Source organism: Streptomyces sp. NPDC048278, from assembly GCF_040652195.1.
Classification (GTDB): Bacteria; Actinomycetota; Actinomycetes; order Streptomycetales; family Streptomycetaceae; genus Streptomyces.
In genome coordinates this window covers 60,613-77,806 of the sequence record NZ_JBEZLP010000033.1, presented here as the reverse complement: position 1 = coordinate 77,806, position 17,194 = coordinate 60,613, and the positions used below count along the sequence as shown (strand labels likewise).

The 17,194-nt window shown below is 70.3% G+C and carries 21 protein-coding genes; 19 read left to right on the top strand and 2 right to left on the bottom strand.

Features of this window, described 5'->3' with window-relative positions:
* The first annotated feature begins 2 nt into the window (after positions 1–2).
* From AB0D74_RS39330 to AB0D74_RS39285, 10 genes are all read left to right on the top strand, one after another.
* A complete protein-coding gene (locus tag AB0D74_RS39330) occupies positions 3–947 on the top strand; it encodes a type II secretion system F family protein (RefSeq protein WP_362597964.1) in 945 nt (314 codons plus the stop codon).
* 19 nt (positions 948–966) lie between these two features.
* On the top strand, positions 967–1,854 hold the full coding sequence (locus tag AB0D74_RS39325; RefSeq protein WP_362597961.1) for a DUF5936 domain-containing protein: 888 nt from the start codon (positions 967–969) through the stop codon (positions 1,852–1,854).
* A 271-nt stretch (positions 1,855–2,125) separates the two neighbouring features.
* Positions 2,126–3,289: a histidine kinase gene (locus AB0D74_RS39320; RefSeq protein WP_362598077.1), complete on the top strand. Its 1,164-nt coding sequence runs from the start codon at positions 2,126–2,128 to the stop codon at positions 3,287–3,289.
* Positions 3,286–4,050: a response regulator transcription factor gene (locus tag AB0D74_RS39315; RefSeq protein WP_362597958.1), complete on the top strand. Its 765-nt coding sequence runs from the start codon at positions 3,286–3,288 to the stop codon at positions 4,048–4,050. The genes AB0D74_RS39320 and AB0D74_RS39315 overlap by 4 nt, the downstream gene beginning before the upstream one ends.
* A gap of 114 nt (positions 4,051–4,164) precedes the next feature.
* Complete coding sequence (locus tag AB0D74_RS39310; protein WP_093499360.1) at positions 4,165–4,350, top strand: hypothetical protein; 186 nt, start codon at positions 4,165–4,167, stop codon at positions 4,348–4,350.
* The gene (locus AB0D74_RS39305; protein ID WP_362597955.1) at positions 4,350–4,931 is read left to right on the top strand and encodes a pilus assembly protein TadG-related protein; all 582 of its coding nucleotides are present in this window, start codon (positions 4,350–4,352) and stop codon (positions 4,929–4,931) included. The genes AB0D74_RS39310 and AB0D74_RS39305 overlap by 1 nt, the downstream gene beginning before the upstream one ends.
* Before the next feature lie 35 nt (positions 4,932–4,966).
* On the top strand, positions 4,967–5,548 hold the full coding sequence (locus tag AB0D74_RS39300) for a hypothetical protein (RefSeq protein WP_362597952.1): 582 nt from the start codon (positions 4,967–4,969) through the stop codon (positions 5,546–5,548).
* Between the two features lie 7 nt (positions 5,549–5,555).
* Positions 5,556–6,185 carry an OmpA family protein gene (locus AB0D74_RS39295; RefSeq protein WP_362597949.1) on the top strand — a complete coding sequence of 210 codons (630 nt, stop codon included), beginning with the start codon at positions 5,556–5,558 and terminating at the stop codon, positions 6,183–6,185.
* Between the two features lie 46 nt (positions 6,186–6,231).
* Positions 6,232–6,513, top strand: a complete 282-nt coding sequence (locus AB0D74_RS39290; protein ID WP_362597947.1) for an Arc family DNA-binding protein — start codon at positions 6,232–6,234, stop codon at positions 6,511–6,513.
* A complete protein-coding gene (locus AB0D74_RS39285; protein WP_362597945.1) occupies positions 6,510–6,902 on the top strand; it encodes a hypothetical protein in 393 nt (130 codons plus the stop codon). The genes AB0D74_RS39290 and AB0D74_RS39285 overlap by 4 nt, the downstream gene beginning before the upstream one ends.
* Positions 6,903–6,969: 67 nt before the next feature.
* Here the strand turns inward: AB0D74_RS39285 and AB0D74_RS39280 are convergent, their stop codons facing one another.
* Positions 6,970–7,335 (bottom strand): DUF192 domain-containing protein, encoded by a 366-nt coding sequence (locus AB0D74_RS39280; protein ID WP_362597943.1) that lies wholly within the window; start codon positions 7,333–7,335, stop codon positions 6,970–6,972.
* A 212-nt stretch (positions 7,336–7,547) separates the two neighbouring features.
* On the opposite strand from AB0D74_RS39280, the gene AB0D74_RS39275 reads away from it, so the two are divergent.
* The 6 genes from AB0D74_RS39275 (at position 7,548) to AB0D74_RS39250 (ending at position 11,980) form a co-directional block, all read left to right on the top strand.
* Positions 7,548–7,859 carry a hypothetical protein gene (locus AB0D74_RS39275; protein ID WP_362597941.1) on the top strand — a complete coding sequence of 104 codons (312 nt, stop codon included), beginning with the start codon at positions 7,548–7,550 and terminating at the stop codon, positions 7,857–7,859.
* The gene (locus tag AB0D74_RS39270; protein WP_362597939.1) at positions 7,856–9,160 is read left to right on the top strand and encodes a hypothetical protein; all 1,305 of its coding nucleotides are present in this window, start codon (positions 7,856–7,858) and stop codon (positions 9,158–9,160) included. The genes AB0D74_RS39275 and AB0D74_RS39270 overlap by 4 nt, the downstream gene beginning before the upstream one ends.
* A complete protein-coding gene (locus AB0D74_RS39265; RefSeq protein ID WP_362597937.1) occupies positions 9,157–9,783 on the top strand; it encodes a hypothetical protein in 627 nt (208 codons plus the stop codon). Before AB0D74_RS39270 ends, AB0D74_RS39265 begins: the two co-directional genes overlap by 4 nt.
* 1 nt (position 9,784) lies before the next feature.
* Positions 9,785–10,441 (top strand): hypothetical protein, encoded by a 657-nt coding sequence (locus tag AB0D74_RS39260; protein ID WP_362597935.1) that lies wholly within the window; start codon positions 9,785–9,787, stop codon positions 10,439–10,441.
* A 68-nt stretch (positions 10,442–10,509) separates the two neighbouring features.
* Positions 10,510–11,388, top strand: a complete 879-nt coding sequence (locus AB0D74_RS39255) for an LLM class flavin-dependent oxidoreductase (protein WP_362597933.1) — start codon at positions 10,510–10,512, stop codon at positions 11,386–11,388.
* 46 nt (positions 11,389–11,434) lie between these two features.
* Complete coding sequence (locus AB0D74_RS39250) at positions 11,435–11,980, top strand: GNAT family N-acetyltransferase (protein WP_362597931.1); 546 nt, start codon at positions 11,435–11,437, stop codon at positions 11,978–11,980.
* Positions 11,981–12,079: 99 nt separating this feature from the next.
* Here the strand turns inward: AB0D74_RS39250 and AB0D74_RS39245 are convergent, their stop codons facing one another.
* Entirely contained in the window at positions 12,080–12,592 is a 513-nt protein-coding gene (locus AB0D74_RS39245) for a DinB family protein (RefSeq protein ID WP_362597927.1), read from the bottom strand.
* A gap of 43 nt (positions 12,593–12,635) precedes the next feature.
* Here AB0D74_RS39245 and AB0D74_RS39240 point away from each other — a divergent pair, with 43 nt between their 5' ends.
* The 3 genes from AB0D74_RS39240 (at position 12,636) to AB0D74_RS39230 (ending at position 16,853) form a co-directional block, all read left to right on the top strand.
* Positions 12,636–13,445 (top strand): class I SAM-dependent methyltransferase, encoded by an 810-nt coding sequence (locus tag AB0D74_RS39240; protein WP_362597924.1) that lies wholly within the window; start codon positions 12,636–12,638, stop codon positions 13,443–13,445.
* 899 nt (positions 13,446–14,344) lie between these two features.
* A complete protein-coding gene (locus AB0D74_RS39235) occupies positions 14,345–15,118 on the top strand; it encodes an isoprenyl transferase (protein ID WP_362597921.1) in 774 nt (257 codons plus the stop codon).
* A gap of 409 nt (positions 15,119–15,527) precedes the next feature.
* On the top strand, positions 15,528–16,853 hold the full coding sequence (locus tag AB0D74_RS39230; protein ID WP_362597918.1) for a PhoH family protein: 1,326 nt from the start codon (positions 15,528–15,530) through the stop codon (positions 16,851–16,853).
* The last annotated feature ends 341 nt before the right edge of the window (positions 16,854–17,194 follow it).

Sequence of the window (17,194 nt, the reverse complement as noted above, 5' to 3'; positions counted from 1 at the left end):
CCATGTCCCTCCACGACCTCGTCACCCTCACCATCGGCATCACCCTGCTGGCCTGCCTCCTGGCCGTGCTGGGCCTGCACGCCTACGCCTCCGGCCGGGCCCAGCGCGCCGCCCTGGTGGACCGCCTCTCCTACTCCGGCCAGGCCCCGCTCTCCGGCCGCCGGCGCCGGTTCCGCACCCTGGACCGCCGGCTGCGCGGCACGTCGGTCGGCCGCCGCCTGGAACTCCGGCTGGCGGCCACGGGCCTGGACGTGACGCCCGGTGAGTTCTTCGTCTACATGCTCGCCGCCGTCGTCTCCCTCTGGCTCATCGGCCAGGCCGCCCTCGCCCCCTTCTTCGGCCCGGTGGCCGGCCTCCTCGGCGTCTTCGCCGCCGCCCAGTTCCTCAACTGGCAACGGCAGAAGCGCATCGAGCGGTTCATCGGCCAACTCCCCGAGCTGGCCCGCATCCTGGCCAACGCCACCCACGCCGGCCTCGCCCTGCGCACCGCGATAGGCATGGCGGCGGAGGAGCTCGAAGCCCCGGCCGGCGAGGAACTCGCCAAGGTCGCCGACCAGTTGGCCGTCGGCCACTCCATGGACGACGCGCTCGGCGAGCTGGCCGAGCGGCTCCCGTCCCGTGAACTGGTCGTCCTCGTCACCACGCTCGTCCTCTCCAACCGGGCCGGCGGCCAGGTCGTCTCCGCCCTGCGCAACCTCACCGAGACCCTGGAGGAGCGCAAGGAGACCCGGCGGGAGATCCGCACCCAGCTCGCCCAGGTGACGATGACGTCGTACGCCGTCCCGGTCCTCGGCATCGGCGCCCTGTTCCTGATGAACGGGGTCAAGGACGGCACCCTCGACCGCATGACGGGCACCGGGCTCGGCCAGGCGGCCGTGCTCATCGCCTTCGGGCTGTACGTCATCGGGTTCGTCCTCATCCGCCGCCTCAGCCGCATCGACGTATAGGGAAGCGGTGGTACGTCACATGGCACTCCTTCTGGCCCTCCTCATGGCTCTCGCCGTCTACGGCGTCTTCGCGGGCGTCCGCATGTACCGCGCGGACGCGAAGCTCCCCGCGGACCTGGCCATCGCCCTGGAGGTCGGCGCCACCCGCACCGGCGCCGCCAACTCCCTCATCGACCGCATGGGCATGCGCTACGCCCCCGCGGTCCTCCGCCTGATGGGCCCGCGCCAGGTGGCCAAGTACCGCCGCAGGATCGACCTGGCCGGCAACCCCGGCGGCCTCACCATCGACCGCTACGCGGCCCGCCGCGCCGTCTACGGCGCGCTCGGCGGCACCGGCTTCGTGGTCTTCCTCCTCCGCGGCCAGTGGCTGGTCGCCGTTCTGCTCCTCCTCTTCGGCGCGTTCTGGACGGAGGTCGGCATCTGGTCGGCGATCCGCCTCCGCAAGGACGTCATCGAACGCACCCTCCCGGACTTCCTCGACGTCCTCGCGGTCGTGGTCGGCGCCGGCCTCGGCTTCCGCCAGGCCCTGGACCGCGTGGCCACCCACTACGAGGGCCCCTGGGCCGACGAACTCCGCATCACCCTGCGCCAGATGGACCTCGGCATGAGCCGCCGCCAGGCCTTCGCGGAACTCCGCCGCCGCAACGACTCCGAACAGGTCGCGATGTTCGTGACGGCACTCCAGCAGGGCGAGGAACTGGGCGCGCCGATCGTCGACACCCTGGTCGCACTGGCCAAGGACATGCGCCGCACCGACGCCCAGAACGCCCGCCGCAAGGCGGCCCGCGCGGTCCCGAGGGCCACCCTCATGATCACCACGTTCATGGTCCCGGCGACGATGCTGCTGCTGGCCGCGGGCCTACTGCTCGGCTCCGGCGTCGACTTCGGGTCGGTCACGGGGAAGTAGAAGGAGAGCGGAGGTGACGACCGTGACGACCAGCGAGACCGAGACCGAGACCGAGACCGAGACCGAGACCGAGACCGGGGCCGGGGCCGGGGCCGAGGCGAAGACCGCGCGGGGCGCGACGGTCACGCAGGGCACGAAGGCCGCGCAGGGCACGATGGTCGCGAACGGCACGACGGTCGCGAACGGCACGACCGCCGTGGACCCGACGATCACCGCGGACCCGACGATCGCCGTGGACGGCGTGAAGGTCGAGGTCCGCGCCCTCCAGGCGATGTGCCGGCAGGTCTTCGGCCTCCGTCTGGCGATGATCGCCGTGGCGACCCCCGCCGCCCTCCTCAACGCCAGTCCCGGCCTGGGCGTCCGCCTGGTCGGCTCGGCCGTGGTCGCCACGTTCATGGTCTCGTACGTCCTCTTCCGGGACTGGCAGCGCTTCGGCCCCCTCCTCCTGCGCCACCCCACCCTCCTGGCCGCCGACACCCTGTTCGGCTCCCTCCTCCTGATATCGGCGGGCCCCGACACCACCCTCGCGTACGTCAGCGTCTGCACCCCGCTCCTCGCCGGCCTCCTCTACAGCTGGCGCGGAGCGGCGGTCTTCGCGTCCCTCCAGTCGCTGATCCTCCTGGTGGCGCAGGAAGCGCTGCACCACCCCCACTCGGTACTGGCCGAGTCCCTCCTCCTTCCCGGCCTCTGTGTCATCACCGGAGCGATGGGCTCGACCCTGCGCAACCTGATGCTCCGCTTCGGCACCGCAACCGAGGCCCTGACCGAGACCCGGGCCCGCCTCGCCGCGACCGAGGCGGCGAGCGCGGCGGCGAACGCGGAACGCGCCCGGCTGGCCCGCGAGATGCACGACTCGGTGACCAAGACGCTGTACGGCGTGGCGCTGGTCGCCGACGGCCTCGCCGCGTCGGCGGCCGTGTCCCCGGACCGCCTGGACCCGGCCCTGATCAGGCAGCAGGCGGAACTGCTGGCGCGCGCGGCACGCAGGGCGGCGGCGGAGTCCCGCGAACTCCTGACGGACCTGCGCGGCGACCCGGAGGCCGACGTACTCTCCCAACTGCGGTCACTGACGAGCGGCTTCACCGCCCGCACGGCCCTCCCCGCCCGGTACGACGGCCCCGCCGCCCCCGTCCCGCTCCCGCCCCCCACCGCCCGCCAGCTGCTGGGCATCGCGGCGGAAGCGCTGGAGAACGCGCACCGCCACGCACACGCGACGAGAGTCGACGTACGGGCCGCCACCACCCCCACCCACCTGGTGGTGACGATCCACGACGACGGCCGGGGCCTGCCCGCGGACACGTCCCTCGAAGATCTGCGCCGTACCGGCCACTTCGGCCTGCTCGGCATGACGGAACGGGCGGCGGCGGTGGGCGCCCGCATCCAACTGACCACCGGCAAGGGCACGGAGGTCCGAGTGGAGGTGCCGCTGACATGACCGACCCGAGCGAACCGACCGCCCCGACGGACACGGCCGACGAACCGGGGGCACTGCGCGTCCTGGTGGCCGACGACAACCCGGTGATCCGCGCGGGCCTGACCGCCGTTCTCTCCGCGGCGGACGACCTCACGGTGGTGGCGGAGGCCGAGGACGGCCGCGCGGCCTACGAGGCGGCCCTGCACCATCGCCCCGACGTCATCCTCCTGGACGTCCGCATGCCCGGCGTGGACGGCATCGCGGCCCTGCCCCACCTGGTCCGCGTCGCCCCGGTCATGATGCTGACGTACAGCGACGGCACGGACCTCGTGCAGGAGGCGGTCCGGCTGGGCGCCGGGGGCTACCTGGTCCACGGCGAGTTCACGACACAGCAGCTGACCCAGGCGGTACGGGACGTGGGCCGGGGCCGCCCGCACTTCACGCCGACGGCGACGAATGCGTTGCTGGCACACGTCAGAGGCCACGCAACTGCACACACAAAACCAGAACTACAGCTTCTGCCTACCGAATTTATCCACACAAGACTTTCGCAACTGCAATCCTCTGTGGGACAGTCATCCCAGTCCCGGTTTCAACTGAGCGGCAGGGAGGCGGAGATCATGGACCTCATCGCGTCCGGCATGAGCAACCAGCAGATCGCCGCCGTCTGCTTCATCAGCGAGAAGACGGTCAAGAACCACATCAACCGCATCTTCGCCAAACTCCACACCCCCACCCGCGCCCAGGCGACGGCCAAGTGGCTGGGGGGTGACCTGGGATGAGGTCCGAGACGAACCGGGTGAACTGGGTCCGGATTTGGGTCCCGGGACCCTCCACCGAAGGGTATGTTCCGCCATACGCTGCCAGGATCGGAACCGAACCCGGAGGGGAGCACCATGAGCAACCTGATGCTGCGGATGCTTGTCGCAATGCAGCGCCGTGCCGACGACCGGGGTCAGACCGCGGTCGAGTATCTCGGGATCATCGCGGTGGTGGTGGCGATCGTGCTGGCCGTTACGGGCACCAGCATCGGGCAGACGATCCTCACCAAGATCACCGCGGAGATCAACAAGATCACGTGATGCGTGTTCGCCGTTACGGCGACTCGGGGCAGGCCTTCCCTATCTACATCACGGTAGTGGGAGGCCTGTTCTTTCTCGCGCTCGCGTACTTCGCGGTCGGCCAGGCCGCGGTGAACCGGAACAATGCCCAGACGGCCGCCGACGCGGCGGCCCTCGCCGCGGCCCTGAACACGCGTGACGAGCTTGCGGACGACTGGGTGCAGGACGTACTCGACCCGACCAAGTGGGATGCGATCTTCCACGGCGACGTGTCGGTGGCCGACTCGTGCTGGCGTGCGCAACAACTCGCCGAGCAGAACGAGGCTACGGCGTCCTGCCCTCCCGGCGGGCCGCTGAGCTTTCGGGTCGAAGCCAAGACGAAGGGGTCTGTTGGTGACTCCGTGGTCCCCGGCACGGAGCACATACAGTCCACGGCCAGCGCCACCGCCGTGATCGAACCGCTCTGCACGTTCACGCTGTCCGGCGCGGGCGGCGTACTTCCCGAGCTCACCTGCAAGGACCGGAACTGGACTCTGGACCCGGACGACCTCACGAACCTTCCGGGACCCGAGGACCTCTTCGACGTCCATCTGGCCGACTGACAAGCGAATCGACGAGTGAAGAAGGAAGCGGTGCGATGAGCATTCGGTTCACTGCGATGGCTCGCAGGGGGACGGTCGCGTTGCTGGTCGCGACCGGTCTGGCCGTGGCGACCGGCTGCGGCGGTGGGGGCGGCGACAAGGCGGACAAGCCCCAGGCGTCGGCCTCCGCCTCGAAGGGCAGCGGATCGAACCCGAGTGCTCAGGAAGGCCAGTCCGAGACGCCGTTGGCCGAACTCAAGGGAACAGACGGCCTGCTCCTTCAGGTCACCTCCGCGCAGCGGGACTCCGGTGGCTTCGTCACCGTCAACGGGGACATCAAGAACGACGGTGCCGACTCGGTTGTCATCCCCGCCCAGGTCAGCGGTGACGAAACGGAGATCACCAAGCACGGCTTCTCCCTCGGCGGGGCCACCCTGGTGGACTCCAAGGGCAAGAAGCGCTACTACGTGCTCCGCGACACGGACGGCCGACCGCTCACCAGCACCGGCATCACGAACGTGGACGCCGGCCAGACCATCCCCGTCTTCATGCAGTTCCCCGCCCCGCCTGCCGACACCACCGAAGTCACCCTCCAACTCCCCACTTTCTCCAGCGGCACCATCAAGATCTCCGGGTGAGGCCGAAGTGACCACTGCACGCCTCCCCCTGACCCTGGGCGCCGCGACGCTCCTCCTCGCCGCGAACCTCTACGGCGCGACGACCGCCCGTGCCGACGGTGGTGACCCGAGCGTCCCCCCGGGCACGGAACCCTCCGCGAGCGCCCCCGTGAAGATCGACCCCACCGACCCCGACCTGAAGCTCCCCGAGGGCGCGACCCTGGCCGAGCCCAAGGTCCTGGACATCAAGTCGGTCGTGGAGGACCAGAGCGGCGACGAACGTCGTGAGGACACCAACGCGGACGTGACGTTCGCCCTCCAGGCCGAGGTGCTGTTCAGCAAGGACAGCGCGAAGCTCAGCGCGGCGGCGAAGGCGCGGATCGGGGCGATCGCGGACGAGATCAGGAAACAGAACCCGACCCAGGTCCGCGTCTTCGGGTTCACCGACAACCTGGGCACCTCGGCCCACGGAGACGTCCTCTCCCGCCAGCGCGCCAACGCCGTACAGGGCGTCCTCGACCAGGACCTGAACGACCCGAACATCACCTTCGACGTACGCGGCTACGGCGAGCAGTACCCGATCGCGGACAACTCGACGGAGGAGGGCAGAAAGAAGAACCGCCGGGTGGAGGTCACGTTCCCGCGGACGGAGAGCTGAGTGCTGTGAGGACACAGGGACGTATACGTGACGTATACTCTTTGCCATGTCCGATGTCATGATCCGCGTGCCTGCCGAAGTCCGTGACCAACTCGCCGCCGTGGCGGAGGCGCGCGGAACCAGTCTTCGTGCCCTCATGCAGGAGATAGCGGCTCAGACTCTGACCCCCCAGCAGATCCAGGAGCGGGCCGAGCGTACGCGTGCTCTCCTTGCCGAGCGGTTCGGTCACTACGTGACCGACGAGGAGTCCGCGGATATGCGGCGCAAAATGCGGGAGGCCACCGCCGCGCACCGGGCCGGACTGGCGGAGGCGGAGTCACCCCGTTGAACATCACCGAACACTATGTCCTCGACAGTGCCACTTTGCTGGCGATGGGCGGGAAGAAGCAGGTCTCCGGGCTCATCCACGCGGCGGCGGCAAGTGATGACGTGCGCCTGTGGGTGCCGGTTCTGTGTCTCCTGGAGGCCGAGCGGGAACGCTCGGGGATCGTCGCTCACGCCGGAGTCCTGCTGGACGTCCTCCGTTTCGTCGATGACGACTACGCGACAGCAATGACAGTTGCCGAGTTGCGCCGAACCGACGTCGACTTCGGTGTTGCAGCTGCCGTACATGTCGCGCGGCCGAATCCCATGCTTCCCGACGGGGCGCTGGTGGCCACGGTCGCGCCAGGGGCCTATGCGGGGCTCGGAGTCGGGGTCATGGACCTGAACCGCTGACGTAGGGCCGAGGCGGCGCGTCCAGCGGGACGCGGACACGGGTGCCGAAGGAGCAGTGCGGCGAGCCCTACTCCACCGCGACCGTCACCTGCGCACCTGTCCGTATCCCCCACCCGGCCATGGCCCCCGCCTCCGCCTCCAGCACATGCCGGGAACGGAGCCGGGGCCGGCCGAGGCGGCCGGGCGGCATTGTGCGCACGGCGATGACGTTCATCCGGCGGTCCAGATAGGCGACGTCGATCGCCATCCGCATCCGGAAGGTGTGGATCCCGTTGGCGGGCGAGAGCAGGATCGCGCCGTCCAGGCGTTCGCGCCCCAACAGCCCCTTGGTACGGGCGCGGTAGGACGTGGCGATCTCCAGCGGAACAGCCTCCGCCCGGCCCCCCTCCCCGTGCACGAGCAACGTTCCCCGGCCGTCCCGCCAGCGCCTCACACCCGACCCCTTCCATGGCTGCACCGCAGGTGCTCGCACCGACCGTATCCACAACGTGGGCGGCAGGTCCTGTCCGAGGCCCGAATACCTGTCACCCGAGCACGCGGAGATCGTTGAGCAGGGCAAGAGACCTCTAGCCCCACCTGGAGTCACCCCAGTGAACCGTCCTGCCCCCCTGCCTCCGGCCGTCACCAGCCCCACCGGGAATGCACATGGCTGACCGGCTGAAGATCGACGGCACGGAACTGGACAGGTTCTTCCGGGACTTGAAGAAGGCGCAGGAGTCGTTCACCGCCTTGCAGGAGGCGTTGCGCGCCCCGGGTGCCGACGGCCTCGGTACGGACGACCTGGACAGGGCCTGTGACCGGTTCCAGGAGGAGTGGCACTACGGGGCGAAGGAGATCGCCGAGCAGATCGGGGAGCTCACGGACATCACGCAGAAGGCGAAGGACGACTTCCGCGAGGTGGACGTGGCCCTGGAGAAGGCCCTGGAGAAGGCGCGGAGCAGGGGCGCGGGCAGGTGACCGTCGCGGGCCGCTACCCCCATCTCGGCTTCGACCCGGCGCCCGGCAGCACCGACCTGGTCCGGGACGTCCACCGCAAGCTGTCCGACTGCGCCAAGGAGATGGAGAGGGCGCACGCCAAGGTCACGAAGCTGATGAACGGCAGCTACTGGGAGGGAGACGCGGCCGTCGCGTTCCGTGCGCAACTGGAGGGCGGCCCGCTGCCGCTCAACCTGAGGAACGGTGCCCACTCCGTCGACCGGGCGGCCGGACAACTGGAGCTCTGGGGCACGGAGCTGGAGGAGTTCCAGCGGCGCGCGAAGAAACTCGACGCCGAGGCCGAGGAGGCCCGCGAGGCGGTGCGGCGGGCCCGGGGCCACGTGGACGCGGCCGAGCGGACCGCGGGCCAGGGCGACTCGGCCCTGCACAAGGCGAACGCCAAGGTCACCGCGGCGCAGGGAGACCTGGACGACGTGCTGAAGCGTGCCCGCTCGCTCGCCGGCGAGCACGAGGAGGCCGCCCGCAGGCGGGCCCGGCACATCGGCGACGCCACACACCGGCTGGCGCCGCACGAGCCGAACGGGTGGGACAGGTTCACCGACTGGCTGGGCGACAACCTCCCCGACATCCTCAGCGCGTGCGCCGCCGTACTGGGCGTGATCGCGCTGCTGGGCCTCACGGCCGTCGCCCCCTGGATGCTGTTCCTCGCGGCGGGCCTGCTCAGCGGAACGGCCTTCGGCCTGCGGGTCAGCGACCCCGAGGTCCTCGCATCCCTGGAGGACGGCTTCACCAAGGGCGAACTGGACGTCGACTTCTGGGGCAACCTGTTGGGCGTCGCGGGGGACTTCCTGGGGATGCTGCCGGGGTTGGGGGCGGTGGCCAAGGGCACCTACCTCGGACTGCGCTCGGTGGGGGAGTCGGGTGAACTGCTTTCGCTCGTGGCCGAGGGCGATGAAGTGCTGTCCCTCGGACAGAGGCTGGCGAGAGCCGGAGCCAATGGCGGAACGTCACTCACGTCGGTCGGCTCCTCGATCAAGTCCGAGGCCGAGGCTGCCGGCGGGGCTGCCAGCTTCCTGGCGCATTCGCGGGTGTTCGGCGGCAGGCTGGCCCCGATCGTGGAGAAGATCGACAAACCCGCGACGATCTTGGGGACCGGCACCGCCGTCTACGGCGTGACGAGCAGCTTCGTCGACACCCTGGACAACGATGCGGCCAAGACGGTCAGCAACCTCCTCGACGGACCCAGAACCCTGGGCATCGACGTCCCGGCGACCATGGGCGCGCTTCACTTCCTCCTGCGCGGTGCGGGCGAGGCCTCATGACCGGCGCTTCGTACGTGATCGATGCCTCGGCCAGGAACGCGGACGCCGACATCTGGTTCGCGTTGCCTTCGGGTTTCGTCCCGCTCCCCCTGCGGGATCTGACGGCCGCAGAGCGCGAACCGGCAGCGGCGGCGGAGCCGTTGGCCTGGCACGGTCCGGTGTTCCGGCTGGCCCGGCTGCTCCTCGAAGCAGGAACAGTGCACTGTTGCCTTGGTCTGCATGCAGATGACGAGGGGGACGGCAGTCCGCTGCTGTCGCTCTTCACGCTTGCCCAGCGGGCCACCGGATGGGCTCCGCGCAGCGTCCTCGCGGCCCGTGCGGCAGCCGGTGCGGAGAACGCCGATCACATCGAGATGCTGGATCTGCCGTGCGGCTCCGCCGCGCTCGTGCAGACACGCACGACCGTGCCACCGCAACTGAACCTCGGTGCCCCGTGCGAACTGCTCCAGGCCACGGTCTACGTGCCATGTCCCGACAGCCGGCGCGTCGCGATTTTCTCCATCGCCACCGCAGCCGCCACGCGCGCGAGGCACTACCGTGCCCTGCTCAAGGAGATCGCCGGCACGGTCAGTTTCGAGAACCCCCTCCCGGACGTAGCCGATGACGTACCCGACAAGGACTGACATGCCGCCCACCTATCCCACGGCCTGGGACGATCAGGCGACCCGCCGGGCCTGGACGAAGCTGCTGATCTGCGCCGCCCTCGGGCAGGTCCTGTGGCCTGCTGCCTGGGCGGCACTGCTGGCGTGGTACGTCAGCATGTCGGTCAGCTGGACTCTGTGGCTCTTCTTCGTCCCGATGGCCTACGCGTTCTACCGGACGTTCCTCCAGTGGGCCTACTGGAGGGGTGCGTTTCGCGCGCGGCGCATCCTGCGTCAGTACCCCTGGCAGATGTACGAAGCTCCGGAGAGCGGGATCGGCAACATCCCCGGTGTCCGCAAGGGCTACGCCTGGTTGAACTTCCCCAACCCGGAGGTGCCGGACCAGCAGGTGACGATGGTGATGCACTCGCACGTGCGCTCCATCTGGTGGGGCGGTCGCCTCGGCAAGCGTGCCGGCGCCGAACGGAAGGCACAGGTACGGGAGATCTGGTTCGCGGGCGATCCCCGCTTTGCCGCAGTGCTCGCGGTACCTGGGCCCCGCCGCCTTTACGTCATCCATCAGCGGCCGAGTTACCACCCCGGTCTCCCCGCCGACGACCATGGAGCCGGCCCCCAGGCACTGGAACTCGCCCGCCGGGCCGGGGCCCGGGTACCGGACGTCAGCTCGGTCGGTCCGTGACCCGGATACCCGCCCGTCGGCACGCGATTCTGTTGTGACGGAGTCGGTCCCCGGGTAATACCTCCCCCATGACATCACTCGGCGCAGTCTTCCGTCCCCAGCTACCCCCCGAGCGTCTGCGGGACGTCGTGGAGGTCGCTGAGGATGTCGGGCTTGAGGAACTGTGGTTGTGGGAGGACTGTTTCCGGGAGGGTGGGATCTCCGCGGCGGCGGCCTCGCTCGGGTGGTCGGAGCGGGTGCGGGTCGGGGTGGGGCTGTTGCCGGTGCCGTTGCGGAACGTGGCGGTCACCGCGATGGAGGTCGCCGCGCTGCACCGGATGTTCCCGGGGCGCGCGATCGTCGGCGTCGGGCACGGTGTGCAGGACTGGATGGGCCAGGTGGGCGCCCGCGCCGACTCCCCGCTGACCCTGCTCCGCGAGCATCTCGACGCCCTGCGCGCGCTGCTGCGCGGGGAGCGGGTCACGGTCGACGGGCGGTACGTCCGGCTGGACGACGTCGCGCTCGACTGGCCGCCCGCCGGCCCCGTCGAGGTCCTCGCCGGCGCCGAGGGACCCCGTACCCTCCGCCTGTCCGGTGCCGCCGCCGACGGGACCGTTCTCACCTCCGCCACCTCGCCCGACGGGGTGCGCCGGGCCCTGCGGCTCATCGAGGAGGGGCGGCTGGCCGCGGGGCGGGGCGCGGACGAAGCGCACAAGGTGGTCGTGTACCTGCTGACGGCCACCGGGACCGACGGCCCCGCCCGGCTCCGTGCCGAACTCGTCGCGGAGGGGCTGGAGTCCGTCCCCGACCTCGGGGTCGCCGGCGACGCGGACGCCGTCGCCAAGGCCGTGCAGCGGCTCGTGGAGGCCGGTGCCGACACCGTCATCCTCCAGCCGACCGCGGACGAACCCGATCCCGAGGGCTTCGTACGGTTCACCGCGGAGGAGGTCCGGCCGCTGGTGGCGTAGCGCCGGCCGCCCGGCGTTGTCAGTGGCGGGTGCCAGACTCGCCGGCATGACGACCGATGACGTTCGGCTGCGGCCGGTGCAGGACGCCGACCTCGAGATCTTCCTCGCCTACGAGCACGACCCGGAGGCCGTCCGGCGGTCGAGGTTCACGCCCCGGCCGCGCGAGGCCTTCCTCCGGCATTGGCGGGAGCGGGTGCTCGGGAACCCGACCGGCCGGGTGCGGACCGTCGTCGCGGACGGCGAGGTCGCGGGGAACATCGTCGCCTGGTGGGACGGCGAGCGCCGGTTCACCGGGTACTGGCTCGGGCGGGCCTACTGGGGGAGAGGCGTCGGCAGCCGCGCCCTCGCCCTCTTCCTCCAGGAGGAGACCGTACGGCCCCTGTTCGCCGACCCCTTCGCCGGGAACACCGCGTCGGTGCGGCTGCTGGAGAAGAACGGCTTCGTGCCGTACCAGGGCGGGGGCGGGGGCGAGGGCGAGGGCCGGGGCGGGGGCGGCGACCAGGACGAGGACGGGGAGCAGGACGTGGACGAGGGGTACGTGCTGCTGGTGCTGCGCGACCACGCCACGGGGGCGGCTACGACGGCACCTTGACGCCCCGCCCCCGCCCCCGCCCCGCCGCCTGGCCCCGCTCCCCGCCCCGCTCCCCGCCCCGTCCCCGCCCTCGTGGCGGGGGCGCCGCCTCCGGTTGCGTCACGCCGTGCCCGTGGCGCGCGGATGGTCCCCCGTCGCCCCGTCGATCAGCTCCCGCAGGATGTCCATGTGCCCGGCGTGCCGCGCCGTCTCCTCGATCATGTGGACGAGGACCCAGCGGAGCGAGACCTCGTGATCGCGCCAGTCCGGGCGGCCCGGCGCGTCCAGCGGGCGGCCGGTGATCACCGCGTCGGACGCGGCGCGCGCACGGCCGTAGAAGTCGGTGATCTGCCGGGTGGTCTCATCGGGGCCGATCGACAGGTCGTCGTCGGTGTAGGGGTCGAACCACAGCGGCTCGACCTCGCCGCCGAACGACGAGACGAACCAGCCGTACTCCACCGAGGCGAGATGCTTCACCAGCCCCAGCAGGTTCGTGCCCGACGGCGTCATCGGGCGCCGCAGCTGTTCGTCGTCCAGGCCCTCCAGCTTCCACAGGACCGCGTCCCGGTGCCGGTCCAGGCTCGCGTGCAGGATCTCTCTCTCGCCGGCGGTGTACTTCTCGTCAGTCGTCATGGTGGGCGAAATTAGCAGCGGGCACCGACAACCCCCTGCGACCATGCGGGGCATGGCCGCGCAGCAGACACACCGCACCTTCGAGGACCTCGTCGCCGAGGGCGCCGCCGTGCCGACCGAGGGATGGGACTTCTCCTGGTTCGAGGGGCGGGCCACCGAGGCACGCCCCTCCTGGGGGTACGCCCGGGCGGCCGGCGGGCGGCTGGCCCGGGCCGCGGCGGCGCTCGACATCCAGACCGGCGGCGGCGAGGTGTTCGACGTCGCCCTCGGTACGGCGGCCCCGGACCGGCCCCGGCTGCTCGCCGCCACCGAGGGCTGGCCGCCGAACGTCCCGAAGGCGAGCGCGCTGCTGGGCGCCCGCGGCGTGGTGGTCGTCGCCTCGCCCGAGGACGCTCCGCTGCCGTTCGCCGACGGGACCTTCGACCTGGTGCTGAGCAGGCACCCGGTGCGCGCCCACTGGGCCGAGATCGCCCGTGTGCTGCGGCCGGGCGGCACGTACTTCGCGCAGCACGTCGGGCCCGCCAGCGTCTTCGAGCTCGTCGAGTTCTTCCTCGGCCCGCGGCCGGAGGCCGTCCGCGGTGTCCGTCACCCCGACGCCGAGCGCGCCGCGGCGGAGGCGGCCGGGCTGGAGGTGGCCGGGCTGCGGGCGGAGCGGCTGCGGATGGAGTTCCACGACATCGCGGCCGTCGTGCACTTCCTGCGGAAGGTGGTGTGGATGGTCCCGGGGTTCACGGTCGAGGCGTACGAGCCGCAACTCCGCGCCTTGCACCGGCGGATCGAGACGGAGGGGCCCTTCGTGGCGCACAGCTCCCGGCACCTCTTCGACGCCCGTAGACCGGTGCGCCGGCCCTGATGCACCGGCCTTGCAATGCCAGGCGGCGAAGAATGGCCAAGAACCGCCGCCGGGACCCCCGGACGCCCGCGCGGCCGAGCGGAGAGTGAAACGATCAAGGCGGGTCATCAAGGGGCTTCGGTGATCAATGCGGGCAACTCGTGCACTATGGAGCAGATCTGCGCATAAGTGAAGAGCGAACCCCTTCGTTCATCTCTCATTTTCACAGCTTTCTCACATCGTTACCTCATTTGCTCCGTATCGCCCGATCGGCTCACGTAAGTTCAGACCAAGGCAATTCGCGTGAGCAAAGCTGCGCGGGCGGTACCGCGCAGTGGAGGGGGCTGCGCGGTGCCGTATCGCCCCACTCGCCCCCGTCAAGCCGCCGTTCGCACCCGGGGTAGCCCGTCGGGGGGACGGGTGAGCAACTCGCCGAGTCGTCCACAAGACGGCTCAAACCCTCTTGATCTCCCCGTAAGCGGCTACTTTTCCTGGGATTCCGTTGTGAATCGGCCACGCTGGACTCCCGAATCCAGTGTTTCGGGCCCATCGGGGCGTCGCCGGATGACTCCGGAGAGTAGTTGATGCGCGCTGATGCGCGCAGCATCACTTACGAAGGGTTATGGTGGAAGCCCCCCCTCGGGCCGGTCCGTCTCCCCCCCCACGGACCGGCCCGTTTTTTCACCCACTTTTGAATCGGCCCCAGGGCCGTGCCCCGAACGGGCGCGGGGGAGTGCGCGACCAGCCACGACCCGCCCGCGGTCACGCGAAGGCCCCAACCCCCCACCCCCCGGGGCGTCAACGGGCTCAACCCCCGGAGGGGTAGGCTTCCGCCCGCGGACTCCCGCATCCCCAAGCACGCGGACTCCACGCGACTCCACGCGGACTCCCGCATCCGATTCACGAGGGGCGGACTTCAAGTGAACCTGCGCGACAAGCTGCGCGGCCTGCTCGTCAGGCTCTACGCACGCCGGGTGGAAGGCCACCTGGACCACGCTCAGGTGCCCAAGCACATCGGCGTCATCATGGACGGCAACCGGCGCTGGGCGAAGGCCGCGGGATCCAGCACGGTCCACGGCCACCGCGTCGGCGCCGAGAAGATCGAGGAATTCCTCGGCTGGTGCTCCGAGACCGACGTCGAGGTCGTCACCCTCTGGCTGCTGTCGACCGACAACTTCGACCGCGCCAAGGAGGAGCTGGTCCCGCTCCTCGGCATCATCGAGGACGTCGTCCGCACCCTCGCCGCCGACGGCCGCTGGCGCGTCCACCACGTCGGCACCCCCGACCTGCTGCCCGCCCCGATGCAGACCGCGCTGAAGGAGGCCGAGGAGGCCACCGCGCACGTCGACGGAATACTGGTGAACGTCGCCATCGGCTACGGCGGCCGGCAGGAGATCGCCGACGCCGTCCGCTCGATGATCCTCGACGCCCACGACAAGGGCGTCGCGATGGACGACCTCGCCGACGCCGTCGACGTCGACATGATCGGCCGTCACCTCTACACCGGTGCGCAGCCCGACCCGGACCTGGTGATCCGCACCAGCGGAGAGCAGCGGCTGTCCGGATTCATGCTCTGGCAGACCGCCCACTCCGAGTACTACTTCTGCGAGGTCTTCTGGCCCGCGTTCCGCAAGGTCGACTTCCTGCGCGCCCTGCGCGACTACGCGGCCCGGCACCGCCGCTACGGCGGGTGACGTCATCGTGACGGCGGACGTCAACACGGCATACGACCCCCGGCACCGCCGCCACGCTGGATGACCACGTCGTCACGGTGGATGACCTCTCGCCACCCATGAGGCGTAAATCACCCATATTGGGGCGCGAGTAACACGGAGTTCACCTGCGCGTCGTTGCGGACCGTGGCATGGCGGCGCATGTTCGAGGGCATAAGCCAGACAGGTCGACGCCCGAACCCCGGGCATCGGATCTCAGCGGGCGGCTCGGGGCCGTCCGCCCGGGAGGCCCTTTGCACCAGCCCGACCGTGCGGTCACGGCACGGAAGAAGCAGCGGGGGGCCGGTTTTCGGCCCGTGCAGGGCGGCCGTCAACCGGTCCAGCTCGCCATCGTCGCTCCCCGACCTCATCCGAGGGGGTACGTCCTTCCGTGGTGACCAGCACAACGCGCCGCAAGTCCGACCGGCGCACCTATGTTCTCGACACCAGCGTCCTGCTGGCCGACCCGAACGCCATGGCCCGCTTCGAGGAGCACGAGGTAGTGCTCCCGATCGTCGTGGTCACGGAACTGGAGGCCAAGCGGCACCATCCCGAACTCGGTTACTTCGCCCGGCAGGCGCTGCGCCTGCTCGACGACTACCGGGTCCGGCACGGCCGCCTCGATGCCCCCATCCCGATCGGGGAACTCGGCGGCACCATCCGTGTCGAGCTCAACCACTCGGACCCCAGCGTGCTGCCGAGCGGCTACCGCCTGGGGGACAACGACTCCCGCATCCTCGCGGTCGCCCGCAACCTGCAGGCCGAGGGGTACGACGTCACCGTCGTCTCGAAGGACCTGCCGCTCAGGATCAAGGCCTCGTCGGTCGGTCTCCTCGCCGAGGAGTACCGCGCCGAACTCGCCATCACGGACTCCTCCGGCTGGACCGGGATGTCCGAACTGACCCTGCCCGGCGAACAGGTGGACATCCTCTTCGAGGAAGGGCACGTGTACGTCCCGGAGGCCGCCGACTTCCCGGTGCACACCGGGCTGACCATCCAGTCGGAGCGTGGCAAGGCGCTCGGCCGGGTGACCGCGGAGGGCACCATCCGCCTGGTGCGCGGCGACCGCGAGGCGTTCGGCATCAAGGGCCGCAGCGCCGAGCAGCGCATCGCGCTGGACCTGCTGCTCGACCCGGACGTCGGGATCGTGTCGATGGGCGGCCGGGCCGGCACCGGCAAGAGCGCGCTGGCGCTCTGCGCGGGCCTGGAGGCGGTCCTGGAGCGCCGGCAGCACCAGAAGGTGATGGTCTTCCGGCCGCTGTACGCGGTCGGCGGGCAGGAGCTGGGCTATCTGCCGGGCTCCGAGGCGGAGAAGATGAGCCCGTGGGCGCAGGCGGTCTTCGACACCCTCTCGGCGGTCACCAGCCGCGACGTCATCGAGGAGGTCACCGCCCGCGGGATGCTGGAGGTGCTGCCGCTCACCCACATCCGCGGCCGTTCCCTGCACGACGCGTTCGTGATCGTGGACGAGGCCCAGTCGCTGGAACGGAACGTCCTGCTGACCGTTCTGTCCCGGATCGGCGCGAATTCGCGGGTCGTTCTGACCCACGATGTGGCGCAAAGGGACAATCTGCGAGTGGGGCGTTACGACGGTGTGGTCGCCGTCGTGGAGAAGCTGAAGGGGCATCCGCTGTTCGCGCATGTCACCCTTACCCGGTCCGAGAGGTCCCAGATCGCCGCCCTTGTGACCGAAATGCTGGAGGACGGGCACATCTGAGCCATCTGGCCCCTGTGTCCAACTTGGGCTGACAGTCCACCCGTTGGCGCCGTCCGGCAAAGGCCCCGAGCCTAGCCGGGCGGCGCCTTCGCGCGTGGCGGTTTCCTGAAATCCCCAGGGAGAAACCGGATGTGAGCTTTCACACGCAACTCTGAATTGCCACCCGGCGTCGGGTTACGGCAGAGTCTCACTCCTGTCAGGCCCCGCATACGACACACCCGTACCCCCAGCGGTACGGAACAACAGAAGCATCACTGCTAATTCCATAGCGACGTCGTATGCCGCCCGAGCACCATGTGCGCTCCCTTCCGGAGTTGCCCACCGGGCCCGTGTCTCCCGTG